The organism is Leifsonia sp. 21MFCrub1.1 (assembly GCF_900107895.1).
GTDB lineage: Bacteria > Actinomycetota > Actinomycetes > Actinomycetales > Microbacteriaceae > Leifsonia > Leifsonia soli.
The window spans coordinates 3,034,191-3,049,973 of the sequence record NZ_LT629867.1; the positions used below are offsets into that span (position 1 = coordinate 3,034,191).

The following is a 15,783-nucleotide window of genomic DNA, read 5'->3' on the forward strand; positions in this document are numbered from 1 at the left end:
GTCGTTAGGCAACCGCCAGACCGCGATGGTAGTGTGGTCGGACCACATGGTCCGACCACACGGAGGTGCGATGAGCGCGGAGCCGCGCGCCTGGGAGGGAGTGCTCGCCCATATCGAGGCGGGACTCGTGGAGGGCGACCTTCATCCCGGCGACCACCTGCCGGCAGAGCGCACGCTCGCCGCCGAGCTGGGCGTCGCCCGGTCCAGCGTCCGCGAGGCCATCCGGGTGCTCGAGGCGATGGGCCTCGTCCGGACGCAGACCGGGTCCGGTCCGACCGCCGGCGCGGTGATCGTGGCGCTTCCTGTCGGCGGGATGCAAGCGCTGATGCGGTTACAGGTCGCGGCAAGCGGATTCCCGGTCGCCGACGTGGTGAGCACCCGTCTGATCCTGGAGACGGCCGTCGCCGCCGAGCTGGCGGAGCGCGCCGAGGCGGTCGACCTGGAATCCGCCGAGCACCTGCTGGACGCGATGGACGACGTCTCCCTCGCCCGCGAGGAGTTCCTCACCCTCGACGCGCAGTTCCACCTTCAGCTCGCCGAGGAATCGGGCAATGTCGTCGTCGCCGCGATGATGGCCGGGTTGCGCACCTCCATCGAGAGCTATGTGCTCGCCGCCGCATCGGGTCTCACCGACTGGGACGGGATGGCCGCGCGCCTGCGCGCCGAGCATCGCGCCGTCGTCGCCGCCATCGCAGCGGGCGACGCGTCGACGGCCCGCCACCGCATCCACGACCACATCAGCGGCTACTACCGCGACGCCGCGCTGACCGCCCCCATCCGCGAACCCCATCAGGAGCCTTCATGGTGAACCGTCAATTTCCGAAGCCCGTCGAGCTGCTGGAGCTCATGCGCTTCAAGAAGCCGGAGCTGGACCTGAAGAAGCGGCGGCTGGAGTCGGCGTTGACGATCGAGGACCTGGCGCGGATCGCTCGGCGGCGGACGCCTCGCGCGGCGTTCGACTACACCGAGGGCGCCGCGGAGGGCGAGCTGTCGTTGGCCAGGGCGCGGCAGGCGTTCCAGGACGTGGAGTTCCACCCCTCGATCCTGAACGACGTGTCGACGGTGGATACGTCGTGCGAGATCTGGGGTGGCCCGTCGGCGTTGCCGTTCGGGATCGCTCCGACCGGGTTCACCCGGCTGATGCAGACCGAAGGCGAGACCGCCGGGGCCGGCGCTGCCGGGGCGGCGGGGATCCCGTTCACCCTGTCCACGTTGGGGACGACGTCGATCGAGGGCGTGAAGGCGGCGAACCCGCACGGGAGGAACTGGTTCCAGTTGTATGTGATGCGGCAACGCGAGATCTCCTACGGCCTGGTGGAGCGGGCAGCAGCTGCCGGGTTCGACACGTTGTTCTTCACCGTGGACACCCCGATCGCCGGGGCCCGGCTGCGGGATAAACGCAATGGGTTCTCGATTCCGCCGCAGCTGACCCTGGGGACGATCCTGAACGCGATCCCGCGGCCGTGGTGGTGGTACGACTTCCTGACCACCCCGAAGCTGGAGTTCGCATCGCTGTCGTCCACCGGCGGCACGGTCGGGGACTTGTTGAATGCGGCGATGGACCCGTCGATCAACTACGACGACCTGAAGATCATCCGGGACATGTGGCCCGGGAAACTCGTGATCAAAGGGGTGCAGACCCTCGAGGACGCTCGCACCCTGGTGGATCACGGGGTGGACGGGATCGTGCTCTCCAACCACGGCGGCCGGCAACTGGACCGCGCCCCGATCCCCTTCCACCTGCTCCCGTCCGTCGCGCGCGAGGTCGGCCACCACACCGAGATCGCGATCGACACCGGCATCATGAACGGCGCCGACATCATCGCCGCCTACGCATTGGGGGCCAAGTTCACGTTGATCGGACGCGCGTACCTCTACGGGCTCATGGCCGGCGGCCGGGAGGGTGTCGACCGCACCATCCAGATCCTCACCGACCAGCTCATCCGCACCATGAAGCTCCTCCAAGTGAACTCCCTGGCCGAACTCGGCCCCCACCACGTCACTCAACTCACGCGCCTGCAGCCCCTCCGCCGCAACGCCCCCGCCCCCTCCCTCTCCCCCGTGCGGGAAGACGCCGACGCCTGACCCCGTCGCAAGATTTGCGCCAAATCGCGGTAATGCGGCGCCCAGAACCGCGATTTGGCCCAAATCTCACACGCCGCGGTGGAGACAGGGCGGCACATTCGGCACGAATGTCGCCGGGCTCAGGGGAGGCGGTAGGTGCGGCGAGCCGCGAGCGACAGCACCTCGTCGCGCTCGGCGGGGGTCAGCGGCTCGAGGAGCGCGCGCGCGGTCGCCATGGTCTCGGCGTACGGCGCCGCGAGGGTCGAGACCGGCCAGTCCCCGCCGTAGAGGAGGCGCGACGGGCCGAATGCGGCGAGCGCGCGATCGACGTACCGACGCAGGTCGGCGGCCGACGCGCGCCCGGCCGGCCCGAGGGTCGTCAGGCCGGACAGCTTCGCGAAGACGTTCGGGCGGCGCGCAAGCGAGTCCATCAGCCTCCCCCAGTCATCGGGCTCCGCGCCGACCGGCGGGGTTCCGAGATGGTCGATGACGAGCCGCAGCTCCGGCAGTTCGTCGGCGAGTGCGACCGCGTGCTCCAGGTGCCGCGGGAGCACCCCGATCACGTCGAACGACAGACCGCGGTCGGCGAGCACGGCGAGCGACCGGCGCACCGGCTCCCGCGCCAGCCAGTCCGGATCGGGCTCGTCGTGGATGAGGTGCCGGATGCCGACCAGCGGCCCCGCCTCCGCCCAGCGCTCGAGCTGCTCTCCGACCCGGTCGGGATCGAGCAGGTCGACCCACGCGACCACGCCCGCGACCAGCGGCGACTCCGCCGCGACGGCGAACATCGCGGCGGAGTCCTCGAGGGTTCCGGCCGCCTGCACGAGCACGACCCGGTCGACCCCGGCCTCCCGCAGCTGCGGCTCCGCCTCGGCGAGCGCGAAGGTGCGATTGATCGGGGCGACCGCGTCGGACAGCCACGAGTACGTTCCGTGGTCCAGGTCCCACAGGTGCAGGTGCGCGTCGACGGTCACGGCTCAGACCAGGTCGAACCGGATGAGGGTCGGGCCGGCGACCGCCGGCTCCGGGAGGGTCAGCGCGATGGCGTCGCCGTCCCGCGTGGCGGAGACCGCCGTGCCGTCCGCCAGCCGCGCGCTGTCCGCAACCACATCGGACGAGACGCCCGCGAGGCGCACCGCACCCGCCGCATCCACGAACGCGTTCGCGACCGCGTCGGTCGCCGCACCGTCGCCGCCGCGCGTCCAGCGCACCCACGGCTCGTCGGACGGACCGGCGATGGAGGCGTCCAGCGGCCGGGACCCGAACACGGCGTCCCCGTTGATCGCGTTCCAGGCGGCGAGGTGCTCGAGGGTCCGGCGCTGCAGGTCGGGGACGGTCCCCCGCGCGGTGAGGCCGACGTTGAGGAGCAGGTTGCCGCCGCGGGAGACGATGTCGACGAACGTCTTCACCGCATCCGGGCCGCTGAGCATATGCCGTTCGTCCTCGAGCGTGTTGTGGCCGAAGGAGTAGCCGATCCCGCGGCAGTTCTCCCACGCCCCCGTGCCCTCGACGTTGGTGCCGTTCTGGTACTCGCTGGTCCGGAAGTCCCAGTGCGTCTCGCCCCAGCGGTCGTTCGAGACGCCGTCGGGGGCTGCGGCGTAGAACTTCTCGAACAGGCGCTCCATGCTGTGCGGGCCACTCGGCTTGCCCGCGTCCGGCCACTCGATGTCGCCCCACAGCACGTCCGGGCGGTACCGGTCGATCAGGTCCGCCACGTGCCCGTACGCGTACTCGGCGTAGGCGGCGTCGACCGGCCGGCGGAACGCCTGTCCGTCGTCGGTGATCGGCTCCAGGTCGGCGAAGTTCCAGTCCAGACCGCCGGAGTAGTAGACCCCGAAGCGCAGACCGGCCGCGCGGGTGGCGCGCTCGAAAGCGCCGACGAGGTCGCGGTGCGGGCCGCGGGCGACGGTGTTGCGGCCGTCGGTGCCCGGCGCATCCCAGAGGGTGACGCCGTCGTGGTGCTTGGTCGTCGGGACGAAGTAGCGGGCACCGGTGCTCTTCACGAGCGCGATGAACGCCTCCGGGTCGAAGTCGACCGGGTCCCACTGGTCGATGAAGTCGTCGTAGGGGGCTCCGCCGTAGACCTCGCGCTGGTGCTCCGCGGCCGGGCTGCCCGGGATGCGGATGGTGTTGTAGTACCACTCGGCGTATGGGTTGTGTGCGAACCAGTACCCCTTCTCGATGGTGCCGAGTTCGCCGATCGGCTCCGCCCACGCCGGCACCGAGTAGGGTCCCCAGTGCACGAAGATCCCCAGCTTGGCGTCGGTGAACCACTGCGGCACTTCGCGCTCGAACCGGCGGTAGTTCTCCGGGCGGACGGGGTCGTCTGTGAACATGGCCACGAGTGGTCTCCTTCGTCGTCGAATGGATGTGCCGGAACGATTGTGGGATGCGTCCGGAATCCATATCCTATAGGCAATAGCATCCGTGTTCAACGATGCGATCCCCCACTCGAAGGAGAGTTCCCGTGACCACCGCGCTCGACGCACCCCCCGCCTCGTTCGTCCGGCCCACCGACTTCCGCCTCCCGGGAGGCGAATGGTTCATCGGTGCGGGCTTCGGCCTGTTCGTGCACTGGGACCACGCCAGCCAGCAGGGGATCGAGATCTCCTGGCCCCTGGTCGGCCGTTCCATCATCCCCGGTTCCGACGGCGTCGAGGACACCGTGACCGTGGACGAGTACCAGGCCACCGCCGCCACCTTCAACCCGGTCGAGTGGGATGCGGTCGCCCTGGCCCGTCTCGCGAAGCGCGCCGGTGCGCGCTACGTCGTCTTCACCGCCCGCCACCACGCCGGCTACTCCATGTTCCACACCGAGCAGTCCGACTTCTCCATCGAGCACTCCCCCTTCGGGCGCGACATCACGCGGGAGTTCGTCGAGGCGATCCGCGCCGAGGGCATCCGGGTCGGCATCTACTACAGCCTCCCGGACTGGAACCATCCCGACTACCCCGCGTTCCGGATGGAGGACCGCCCATACGCGCTCGAGCACTGGCCCGCCGCCGGCGACCCCGCCAACGCGGGAACGCCCGTCGCCGACGACCGGCACCGCCGCGCGACGCCCGAGCAGTGGCAGCGCTACCAGGCCTACCTCCGCGGGCAGCTCACCGAGCTGCTGACCCGCTACGGCACCATCGACCTGCTCTGGTTCGACGGCGAGTGGGAGCGGTCGGAGCAGGAGTGGGACAGCGCCGGCCTCCGCGCGCTCATCAAGTCGCTGCAGCCGGATGTCGTCATCAACGACCGCCTGCTCGGCCAGGGCGACTACAAGACGCCGGAGCAGGGCTTCCCCGTCACGGCACCGGATGGCCCGTGGGAGCTGTGCATGACCATCGGCCAGATGTGGGCCTGGCGGCCGGGCGACACCAAGAGCAAGAGCACGACCTCGCTGGTCACGACGCTGATCGAGGTGGCATCGCGGGGCGGCAACCTCCTGCTGAACATCGGGCCCAAGGGCGACGGCAGCCTCAACGAGTCGCAGGTGCGCACGCTGGAGGAGATCGGCGCGTGGATGGACGTGCACGCCGAGAGCGTCGTCGACGTCTCCTCCACCGTCGGCGTCGACTTCTACGGTCCGTCCACCGCCCGGCCGGGGACGCTGTACCTCCACCTGGTGATGCGTCCGATCGAGGAGGTCGTCGTCCGCGGCATCCCGGTGGGCCGGGTGACCGGCGTCCGCCTGCTGGCGACCGGCGAAGAGCTCCCCTACGACGTGAACCTGGAGGTGCACGAGCAGCCGGCGCCCGGAGTGGACCCGCTGGGCGAGCTGCACATCCCGGCGCCCGCCGCATCGGGGGCCGTCGTCGACGTCATCGCTATCGATTTCGCCTAGAGGGCGGTGGAATCTCTTGACCGGCCGTCGGGCTCCGATCTAAGCTCCGCATGAGGCCTATATCGTAGACCCTATAGGATCGTGAACCACCCGACGGGGCGACGGAGCCCCGGACGATCCGCAACGAAGCATCACAAACAGGCACCACCAACGCAAGGCGATCACCTGGATGAATCCAATGGAGGAGGCACAGCACGTGACACCACGAAGCAAGCGCAGGGCGGCCCGGATCGGAACCGCCGTCCTGTTGACCGGAGCACTCACCGCACTGGCCGGCTGCGCCGGCGGCAGCGGGGGCGACGCCAAGGGCGGCCCCATCAGCATGTACACCTGGGTCAGCAGTCAGAGCGACCGCGACCAGTGGCAGGGCTTCATCGATCTCGGCAAGAAGGTCGACCCCAGCCTCGACGTCACCATCGAGGGGCCGAGCTTCAACGACTACTGGACCAAGGTCAAGACCCGCCTCAGCGGCTCGAACCCGCCCTGCCTGCTCACCACGCAGGCCGCGCGGGCGCAGGAGCTCTCCGGGCTGCTGATGCCGCTGAACGACCTGATCAAGAAGTACAAGCTCGACACCTCGAAGTTCGACGAGTCGATGCTCAAGGGCATGACGGTGGACGGCACGATCCGCGCGATCCCCTACGACGCCGAGCCGATCGTCCTCTACTACAACGCCGACAACTTCGCGAAGGCGGGCCTGAAGGCCCCGAGCACCACCTACACGCGCGAGCAGTTCCTGGCCGACGCGAAGAAGCTGACCACCGGCGACCACAAGGCGCTGGCGATCTCCCCCGGCTTCTTCATCCCCAACGCCTGGGCCATCGCCGACGGCGCGGAGGCCGTGAAGGGCTCCAAGCTCGACCTCACGAACTCGAAGCTGGTCGACCAGGTGCAGTCGTACTTCGACCTGGTCGGCAAGGAGGGCATCGCCAAGGCGCCGGAGGCGGCCGACGGCTCCGACGTGTCGCAGGCCGCATTCACCAGCGGCGCGGTCGACATGCTGATCGAGGGCCCGTGGATGTACGGCACCTTCGCCGACGCCGCCAAGTTCACGATGGGTGTGACGATCGTTCCGAGCACCTCGGGCGAGGCGCACGGCATGACGGCCGGCTCGGGATTCGGCATCGCGAAGAACTGCAAGAACCCCGACGCCGCGTTCAAGGCGATCGTCGCGATGACCGACACCAGCGTCCTGAAGGGCCAGGCGGAGAAGCGCGGCATCGTGCCCTCCCGCGCCGACGCCCAGTCGGCCTGGGCCGAGGGCAAGTCCCCGGAGGCCTACGCCGCCGTGCAGGCGCTGCTGAAGAACGCGACAGCGCAGATCACCACCCCCACCTGGAACCAGGTGGAGACCCTGTTCACCCAGTACGGCGTCGAGGGGTACCGGGGTGACAAGACCGCCAAGGACGTGCTGAGCACGATCCAGAAGTCGGTGGGACAGTAACGCATGACCTCCCCCCTGGTCACGGGTGCCGTCGTCTCGGATGAGACGGCGGCACCCGCCGCGCCCCCGACCCGCCCCTTCGGCGTGCCGCACCCCACCCCTCCGCGCCGTGGCGGCCGCAAGCGCCGCGGGGACGGCCTGGTCGCCCTCGCCTACCTCTGGCCCGGTCTCGCCGGCTTCACGTTCTTCATCGTCGTTCCGCTGATCGGTTCGCTGGTCATCAGCCTGTTCGAGTGGCCGCTGTTCGGCTCGCCCACCTTCCTCGGGCTGGCCAACTACCAGAAGCTGTTCAGCGACCCGACCTTCTACACGGTGCTGATCAACACGGTGATCTTCGCCTTCGTCTACACGGCCCTCAACCTGGCCGTGGCGCTGGCGGTCTCGCTGTGGCTCAACACCCGCATCAAGTTCGCCGGATTCTGGCGCGTGATCTTCTTCCTCCCCGCCATCACCCCGATGGTCGCGAACGCCCTGGTGTGGCGGCTGCTCCTCAGCGACAACGGCCTGGTGAACTCGGCGCTCGCCGGCATCGGCATCGACGGGCCCAGCTGGCTCTCCGACTCCCGGTTCGCCCTCGCCTCCGTGATCGCGATGTCGGTCTGGCAGTCGTTCGGCTACAACGTCATCGTGCTCTCGGCCGGTCTCGGCGGCATCCCGAAGGAGATCCTCGAGGCGTCGCGGATGGACGGCACGAACGCCTGGCAGCGGCTGCGGTCGATCATCCTGCCGATGATCTCGCCTTCGCTGTTCTTCACCATGACGATGACGATGATCGGGGCGTTCCAGGTGTTCGTCCAGCCGCAGATCCTGACCCAGGGCGGACCGGGCGAGTCGACCAACACGTTCGTGCTCTACCTCTACCGCAACGGCTTCGTCTTCGACCGGCTCGGCTACGCGTCGGCCCTGGCGTGGATGCTGTTCATCGTCGTCATGATCATCACCGCCCTGCAGTTCGCGGGCCAGAAGAGGTGGGTCAACTATGACAAGTGACACGCTCCGCCGTCACCGGCTCCGACCGGCCCAGCGCGTGGTCGTCACGAAGACCTGGCTCAACACCCTGCTGATGGCCATCGTCGCGCTGCTGTTCACCTTCCCCTTCATCTGGATGTTCTTCTCGGCCCTCAAGCCGGAGTCCGAGGTGTTCTCGCCGAAGCCGACCTTCATCGGCTCCGAGGTGAAGTGGTCGAACTTCGTCGACGCCTGGACCCTCGTGCCGTTCGGGCGGTTCATCTTCAACGGCTTCTTCGTCTCGATCTGCGGCGCCCTGCTCTCCGTCATCGTCGCGGTGCTGTCGGCGTACGCGTTCTCGCGTCTCCGGTTCAAGTACCGCGACCGCATCTTCCTGCTCTACGTGCTCACCCTGGTGCTGCCGCAGGAGGTGCTGGTCGTCCCGCTGTTCATCATGATGAACCAGCTCGGGCTCGTCGACACGTACACGGCGCTGATCATCCCGTTCGCGTTCACCGCGTTCGGCACCTTCCTGCTTCGGCAGTTCTTCCTGACGATCCCGATCGAGTTCGAGGAGGCGGCGCTCATCGACGGCGCCTCGCGTTTCCGCACCCTGTGGTCCGTGCTGCTGCCGCAGCTCACCGCTCCGCTGTCGGTGCTCGGCGTCTTCTCCTTCGTCGGCTACTACAACTCCTACCTGTGGCCGCTGATCATCATCAACAGCCAGGAGCTCGCGACCGTGCCGCTCGGCCTCTCCATGTTCACCGGCGAGCACGGCACCCAGTGGAGCCTGATGATGGCCGCATCCACCATCGCGATCATCCCGTCGCTGATCATCGTCGCCCTGCTGCAGCGGCAGCTGATCAAGGGCGTCGCCCTCGGCGGCTTCGGCGGCCGCTGATCCTCCCACCCTCACCAGAAAGCAGACACCCATGAGCCTCGCCCCGCCCGCCGCCCTCACCGCCGTCGACGGCACGATCGTCAGCGCCGAGGCGTGGCTGAGCGACCTGGAGGTGGAGACGGTCCGCACCGACGCGGTGCAGTCCTTCCTCAAGCAGGAGACGATCTTCGTCCGGCTGCGCACCGTCGGCGGGGTCGAGGGCATCGGCTACAGCTACACGATCGGGACCGGCGGGGCCGCTGTCCTGAGCCTGCTGCGCGAGACGCTGCTCGACGTGGTCGTCGGGATGGACGTGAACCGTCCGGAGGACGTCTGGCGCGCGCTCTTCTCCTCCACCCGGGCGACGACCGTCGGCCTCATCACGTCGCTCGCCCTGGCGGCGGTCGACACCGCGGTCTGGGACGCCCGCTGCAAGGCCGCCGGCCTCCCGCTCTGGGTGGCCGCCGGCGGGGCGCAGCCGCGCATCCCCCTCTACGACACGGAGGGAGGCTGGCTGCACTTCAGCACGGACGAGCTCGTCGCCCAGGCGGTCGAGTCGCAGCGGCGCGGGCTCGGCGGCGTGAAGATCAAGGTCGGCAAGCCGCGCGCGCACGAGGACTTCGAGCGGCTCAGCGCCGTCCGCGAGGCCGTCGGGGACAGGATGGACATCATGGTGGATGCCAACCAGTCGCTGACGGCCGCCGAGGCCATCCGTCGCGCTGCACTGTTCGAGAAGCTCGACATCTTCTGGTTCGAGGAGCCGCTGCCCGCGGAGGACGTCGCCGGTCACCGCCGCCTCGCCGAGTCGACCAGCGTTCCGGTCGCGGTCGGAGAGTCGATCTACTCGGTCGGGCACTTCCGCGAGTACCTGCAGTCGGGGGCCGCCTCCATCGTCCAGGTGGATGTCGCGCGCGTCGGCGGCATCACGCCGTGGCTGAAGGTCGCGCACCTCGCCGAGGCGTTCAACGTGGCGGTCGCCCCGCACTTCCTGATGGAGCTGCACGTGTCGCTCTGCTGCGCGGTGCCGAACGCGCTCTACCTGGAGCACATCCCGCAGCTGCGCGCGGTGACCCGCTCCGAGATGGTCATCCGAGACGGCCACGGCCTGGCGCCGTCGCAGCCGGGCCTCGGGATCGAGTGGGATCTGGACGCCGTCGACGATCTGCGGGTCGCCTGATGGGCCCCCAGCGCGCGTTCGGCCGGGGCGGGCTGACCGTCGGGCCGATCGGCTACGGTTCCGCCGCCCTCGGCAACCTCTACCGGCCGCGCCCCGAGGACGAGTGGCCGGGCATCGTGCCCGCCGCCTGGGAGGCCGGCATCCGCTACTACGACACGGCGCCGCACTACGGGCTGGGGCTCGCGGAGGAGCGCCTGGGCGAGGGCCTGCGCGCCTTCCCGCGCGACGAGTACGTGCTCTCGACCAAGGTGGGCCGCGTGCTCGAGCCGAACCCGGACCACCGGCCGGGCGACACCGACATCGCGAACCTGTTCGACGTGCCCTCCACGCGGCGGCGCCGCCTCGACTACTCGCGCGACGGCGTGCTCCGCTCGGTGGAGGACTCCCTGCGGCGCCTCGGGGTCGATCGGATCGACGTGCTGTTCGTGCACGACCCGGACGACTTCGAGCGCGAAGCGCTGGAGGGCGCGTTCCCCGCGCTCGACGAACTGCGGTCGCAGGGCGTCATCCGCTCGTACGGGGCCGGGATGAATCAGACGGCCATGCTCACCCGGTTCGTCCACGAGACGGACCTCGACATCGTGATGTGCGCGAACCGTTACACGCTGCTCGACCCGACCGCCGAGGAGGACCTGCTCCCGGCGGCGCAGGAGCGCGGCGTGTCCGTCGCTGTCGCCGCCGTCTTCAACTCCGGCATCCTCGCGACGGACCGGCCGGCGCCCGACGCCACCTTCGTCTACGGCGCGGCGTCGCCGGAGCTGATCGCCCGCGTGAACCGCATCGCCGACGTGGCCGAGCGCCACGGGGTGACCGTTCCGCAGCTCGCGGTGCAGTTCCCGCTGCGCCATCCGGCCGTCTCGACCGTCGTGCTCGGCGCGGACACCCCCGCGCAGATCGAGCGGAACGCCCGCCTGTCAGCACCCCCGGTGCCGGAGGCGGTCTGGGACGAGCTCCGGGAGGCGGGCCTGGTGCCATGAAGATCCTGCATCCTCTATCCTCTCGGTTCTGCGGGCGCAGACCTAGGATGTGCACATGACGATCCAATCGGGGGAACACTTCCTGCCGGCGCGGCGGGCGCTGGCCGACGACGTGTACGACGCCGTCCTCGGACTACTGATGGACCAGGTGATCGAGCCGGGAAGCCGCGCCAGCATCGACGGCATCGCCCGCCAGCTCAACGTCTCCCCCACCCCGGTGCGCGAGGCGCTGGCACGTCTGGAGTCCGAGGGGCTCGTCGTCAAGAAGGCGCTGAAGGGCTACACCGCCGCCCCGCTGCTCGACAGCGACGGGCTGCGCCAGCTGTTCGAGATGCGCCGACTGCTGGAGCCGTACGCGACGCGCAACGCCGCCGGCGAGCTGGACGCGGCGACTCTGACGCAGCTCGAGGAGCTCTGCGACGCGATGCACCGCAGCGGCCAGGCGGCGCAGACCGGCGGCGACCGCTTCAAGGACTACAAGGACTTCGCCAACCAGGACGCCGAGTTCCACCGCATCATCGCGGAGCACTCGGGCAACGCCCTGCTCGCCGACGCGATCGGCCGGCTCCGCTCGCACATGCACCAGTACCGCATCTACTTCAAGCACGGCGTGGTCGACGAGACCTCGGGCGAGCACGAGGCCGTCCTCGAGGCGCTGCGCAGCGGCAAGCCCGCGTCGGCCGAGAAGGCGATGCTCGACCACATCACCAAGTCGTACGCGCGCATCTCCGCCAGCCTCGCCGAGGCCGAGAAGGCCGGCTAGCCCCCTCCACCCCGCCGAGTTGCGGCATCATGCCGCAACTCGCCGCGGATACCGGCAACGAATCACGACTCGTCGCCCTTTCGGTGGCGCTTGGCTGGCTATATCCAATAGGATATTGAGTACGACGAGCGAGAGGACAACGGCGTGAGCATCGTCACGGGCTTCGAGACCCTGGATGTGCGGTTCGAGACATCGGCCCTGCTGGACGGGTCGGATGCGATGAACCCGGATCCGGACTACTCCGCCGCGTACCTCCGCGTCACCACGGACGCCGCCGACGGCCACGAGGGCCACGCCTTCGTCTTCACGATCGGCCGCGGCAACGACGTCCAGGTCGCCGCCATCGAGGCCATCGCCCACCGCGTCGAGGGCCGGGACGTCGAGGCGATCCTGGACGACCTCGGCGGGTTCTGGCGCGAGTTCGTCCACGACTCGCAGCTCCGCTGGCTCGGGCCCGAGAAGGGCGTCATGCACATGGCGATCGGCGCCGTGGTGAACGCCTTCTGGGACCTCAAGGCCAAGCGCGCCGGCCTCCCTCTGTGGCAGCTGCTCTCCCGCATGTCGCCGGAGGAGCTCGTCGCGCTCGTCGACTTCCGGTACCTCACCGACGCCCTCACTCCCGAGCAGGCGCTCGACCTGCTGCGCGCCGCGGAGCCGGGCCGCGCCGCCCGCGAGGCGGAGCTGCTCACCGACGGCTACCCCGGGTACACGACGACGCCCGGCTGGCTCGGCTACTCGGACGAGAAGCTGCGCCGCCTGGCGCGCGAGGCGGTCGACGACGGCTTCACCCAGATCAAGCTGAAGGTCGGCGACCGGCTCGACGACGACCTCCGCCGCCTCCGGGTCGCCCGGGACGCGGTCGGCCCCGACATCCGGATCGCCATCGACGCCAACCAGCGCTGGGACCGCGACCAGGCCATCGAGTGGATCCGCGCCCTCCAGCCCTTCGACCTCGCCTGGGTGGAGGAGCCGACCAGCCCGGACGACATCCTCGCGCATGCCGCGATCGCCCAGGCCGTCGCGCCGGTCCCGATCGCGACCGGCGAGCACGGGATGAGCCGCGTGCTGTTCAAGCAGCTCCTGCAGGCGGGGGCCGCATCCATCGTGCAGATCGACTCCACCCGCGTCGCCGGGGTCAACGAGAACATCGCGATCCTGCTGCTGGCGGCGAAGTTCGGAGTCCCGGTCTGCCCGCACGCCGGCGGTGTCGGCCTGTGCGAGGCGGTGCAGCACTTCTCGATGTTCGACTTCGTCGCCGTCTCCGGCAGCCAGGACGGCCGGATGATCGAGTACACGACGCACCTGCACGAGCACTTCGTCACCCCGGCCGAGGTGACCGGCGGCCGCTATCGTGCCCCGCTGGCGCCCGGCATCGGGATGGAGATGCTCGCCTCGTCCCTGCACGAGCATGAGGTCGCGCCGGCCCTCCTCGTCGACTGAGCCCGGGCTCCGCCGGCGGATCGAGGGGTGAGTCGTTGCTCCCATTCGGCGCGAGGTGCGACGTGATGTCGCAACTCGCGGGGAGCTAGCGGCGAGCTAGCGGCCGAGCTAGCGGCCGAGCGCGCGCTTCAGCGCGGCGACGATGTTGGTCGCCCGCTCGTCGGCTCCCGCTTCCATCCAGTTGGTGACGAACGCGAAGCCGACGCGGTCGTCGCGGTCGGCGAAGGCGACCTGTCCTCCGGCCCCGTCGTGGCCGAGGCTCGACGGACCGAGGTACCGCCGCGCCTCCGAGTCCAGCTGGAAGCCCCGCGCCCAGCGCGGCCAGGGTCCGGGCGTCGGAAACACCGGCTCTCCCCCGCTCATCGGGATGAGGCCGGCATCGAGCACGTCGTCGTCCAGCACCCGAACACCGTCGGTCTCCGCCACCGTCGACGACCAGAGGGCCGCGAGCGCATCCGCGGTCGCGATGCCGCCGGCGCCGGGGATCTGCGCCGCCCGGACCCGCGGGTCGTTGAATCCGCCTTCCGGGGTCACGAGCTCCGGCGGGAAGGCGTCGCCGAGCGTCATGGCGAGCGCCGTCCAGGGCGACTCGGCCTGCTCCAGCTGCTCCCCCGCCTCGACCTGGCTCTCCGACGCCTGCAGATGCGCGACGCGGTCGGCACGGTCGGCGGGCAGCCCGATCCACAGGTCGTCCGACCAGGGTGCGGCGATCGACGCCAGGTAGGCGCCGGGCATCGTGGAGGTGACGCGGCGGACGAGCTCACCCGCCAGCCAGCCGTGGGTGAGCGCGTGGTAGGCGTAGCCGGTTCCCGGCGCCCACAGCGGCTCCTGAGCGGCGAGGAGGCCGGTGACCGTCTCCCAGTCGAGCGCCTGGTCGAGGGTGAGCCGCTCGCGCAGCGCGGAGAGGCCGGCGCGGTGCGACAGCAGCTCGGCGACCGTCACACCGCCCTTCCCGGCCGCGGCGAACTCGGGCCAGTAGCGGCTGACCGGCGCCTCGTAGTCGAGCAGGCCGTCCTGCACGAGGCGGGCGACGAGGATGGACATGACGCCCTTGGTGCACGAGAACACCACGGAGGCCGTGTCCGCGGTCCAGGGCCGCCCGTCGCGCTCGTCCTTGACGCCGCCCCAGAGCTGTACGACCGGCCGGCCGTCGACCCGGACGGACAGCGCGGCTCCCATCGTCGGCCTCCCGGCGAACGCATCGGCGAACGCCGAAGCGACCCCGTCGAAGCCGGCCTGGGCGGTGCCCTCGATCACGTCGGTCATGTGGTCTCCGTCTCTCTGTCGTCGATGGCGGCCCGGGGCCGCATCCCTCCTGCGCCGTCCGCCTCCAGCGTCAGCGCGATCGGGTCGGTGATCCGGCCGCCGAACCCGCCGGCCTCCCCGGTGTTCTCGAACGCCAGGAGGTGCGGCGACCCGTCGCGGCCGACCACGACACGTCCCGCATAGTAGCGCTCGTCCAGGAGCAGTTCCGCCGCTCCGAGGTCGAACGGGCCGAGCGGTGACGCGGCGGGTGCGATCCAGATCCCGCCGGGGCCGGCCATCCGGTCGCCGGCGAGGTGGGCCGTGTCGCACGAGAACAGCAGCCAGTCCCGTCCGCCCAGGCGGACGCTCTGCGGCACCTCCAGGTGCGCGAACCCGGCGCCCGGCTCCGTGAGGGGCGGTTGGACGCGCCAGTCCACGAGGTCGTTCGAGACCGCGTGCCCCACCACGCCGCGGTCGCGGGCCGAGGCGCCGTCGCGTGCGCGGGCCGTGATCAGCATGTGCCAGCCGTCGCCCTCGGGGTCGCGGAACACCCACGGGTCGCGCCACGCCTCCTCGTGCCAGGTGCGGTCGGGCAGCACCTCGTACCAGCGCGGGTCGGCCTGCAGCCGCAGGCGGTCGTCCTTGCGCCAGTGGAAGAGATCGTCGGACACCGCGACGCCGATCGTCTCGATGTTGGTGATCTCGCCCGCCGAGAGGAACACGGACCCCGTGTAGAACATCCTCCAGGCGCCGTCGCCGTCGCGGACGACGCTGCCCGTCCAGGTCGCCGATGCGTCCAGGTCGCCCGGACCGCCGGGGCCCAGCACCGTGCCGTGGTCGACCCAGGCGATCAGATCCGAGGAGGTCGCGTGCCCGATCCGGGCGTTGCGGTGCCGCAGGTCCGGGTCGACGAGCGACACCGGCGCGTGCAGGTAGAAGAGGTGGAAGAGGTCGCCGTCGTCGGCGACCCAGAAATCCCAGACCCAGTGACCGTCTCTGCTGAACCCCATCCG

At 70.1% G+C, this 15,783-nt stretch carries 14 protein-coding genes; 10 read left to right on the forward strand and 4 right to left on the reverse strand.

Annotation, left to right across the window (positions count from 1 at the left end; translation table 11 throughout):
- Nucleotides 1-70 precede the first annotated feature (70 nt).
- Nucleotides 71-808, forward strand: a complete 738-nt coding sequence (locus BLW09_RS14385; RefSeq protein WP_089914098.1) for a FadR/GntR family transcriptional regulator — start codon at nt 71-73, stop codon at nt 806-808.
- On the forward strand, nt 802-2,085 hold the full coding sequence (locus BLW09_RS14390; RefSeq protein ID WP_089914101.1) for an alpha-hydroxy acid oxidase: 1,284 nt from the start codon (nt 802-804) through the stop codon (nt 2,083-2,085). The genes BLW09_RS14385 and BLW09_RS14390 overlap by 7 nt, the downstream gene beginning before the upstream one ends.
- 119 nt (nt 2,086-2,204) lie before the next feature.
- Here BLW09_RS14390 and BLW09_RS14395 read toward each other — a convergent pair whose 3' ends face one another.
- Both BLW09_RS14395 and BLW09_RS14400 read right to left on the reverse strand, forming a co-directional pair.
- Nucleotides 2,205-3,038: an amidohydrolase family protein gene (locus BLW09_RS14395; RefSeq protein WP_089914104.1), complete on the reverse strand. Its 834-nt coding sequence runs from the start codon at nt 3,036-3,038 to the stop codon at nt 2,205-2,207.
- 3 nt (nt 3,039-3,041) lie between these two features.
- Nucleotides 3,042-4,400: an alpha-L-fucosidase gene (locus BLW09_RS14400; protein WP_231947186.1), complete on the reverse strand. Its 1,359-nt coding sequence runs from the start codon at nt 4,398-4,400 to the stop codon at nt 3,042-3,044.
- Nucleotides 4,401-4,531: 131 nt separating this feature from the next.
- Here BLW09_RS14400 and BLW09_RS14405 point away from each other — a divergent pair, with 131 nt between their 5' ends.
- From BLW09_RS14405 to BLW09_RS14440, 8 genes are all read left to right on the forward strand, one after another.
- The gene (locus BLW09_RS14405; protein WP_089914110.1) at nt 4,532-5,896 is read left to right on the forward strand and encodes an alpha-L-fucosidase; all 1,365 of its coding nucleotides are present in this window, start codon (nt 4,532-4,534) and stop codon (nt 5,894-5,896) included.
- A gap of 196 nt (nt 5,897-6,092) precedes the next feature.
- Nucleotides 6,093-7,340, forward strand: a complete 1,248-nt coding sequence (locus tag BLW09_RS14410) for an ABC transporter substrate-binding protein (protein WP_231946868.1) — start codon at nt 6,093-6,095, stop codon at nt 7,338-7,340.
- Nucleotides 7,341-7,343: 3 nt separating this feature from the next.
- Nucleotides 7,344-8,330 (forward strand): carbohydrate ABC transporter permease, encoded by a 987-nt coding sequence (locus BLW09_RS14415; protein ID WP_089914116.1) that lies wholly within the window; start codon nt 7,344-7,346, stop codon nt 8,328-8,330.
- Nucleotides 8,320-9,189 (forward strand): carbohydrate ABC transporter permease, encoded by an 870-nt coding sequence (locus BLW09_RS14420; protein WP_089914119.1) that lies wholly within the window; start codon nt 8,320-8,322, stop codon nt 9,187-9,189. The genes BLW09_RS14415 and BLW09_RS14420 overlap by 11 nt, the downstream gene beginning before the upstream one ends.
- 31 nt (nt 9,190-9,220) lie before the next feature.
- A complete protein-coding gene (locus tag BLW09_RS14425; protein ID WP_089914122.1) occupies nt 9,221-10,345 on the forward strand; it encodes a mandelate racemase/muconate lactonizing enzyme family protein in 1,125 nt (374 codons plus the stop codon).
- Nucleotides 10,345-11,322, forward strand: coding sequence for an aldo/keto reductase (locus BLW09_RS14430; RefSeq protein WP_089914125.1), 978 nt, complete (start codon nt 10,345-10,347; stop codon nt 11,320-11,322). Before BLW09_RS14425 ends, BLW09_RS14430 begins: the two co-directional genes overlap by 1 nt.
- A gap of 55 nt (nt 11,323-11,377) precedes the next feature.
- Nucleotides 11,378-12,085 (forward strand): GntR family transcriptional regulator, encoded by a 708-nt coding sequence (locus BLW09_RS14435; RefSeq protein ID WP_089914128.1) that lies wholly within the window; start codon nt 11,378-11,380, stop codon nt 12,083-12,085.
- A 144-nt stretch (nt 12,086-12,229) separates the two neighbouring features.
- Nucleotides 12,230-13,525, forward strand: a complete 1,296-nt coding sequence (locus BLW09_RS14440; RefSeq protein WP_089914131.1) for an enolase C-terminal domain-like protein — start codon at nt 12,230-12,232, stop codon at nt 13,523-13,525.
- Nucleotides 13,526-13,633: 108 nt separating this feature from the next.
- Here the strand turns inward: BLW09_RS14440 and BLW09_RS14445 are convergent, their stop codons facing one another.
- A complete protein-coding gene (locus tag BLW09_RS14445) occupies nt 13,634-14,791 on the reverse strand; it encodes a serine hydrolase domain-containing protein (RefSeq protein ID WP_089914136.1) in 1,158 nt (385 codons plus the stop codon).
- Nucleotides 14,788-15,780 carry a glycoside hydrolase family 68 protein gene (locus BLW09_RS14450; protein ID WP_089914139.1) on the reverse strand — a complete coding sequence of 331 codons (993 nt, stop codon included), beginning with the start codon at nt 15,778-15,780 and terminating at the stop codon, nt 14,788-14,790. The genes BLW09_RS14445 and BLW09_RS14450 overlap by 4 nt, the downstream gene beginning before the upstream one ends.
- Between the last annotated feature and the right edge of the window lie 3 nt (nt 15,781-15,783).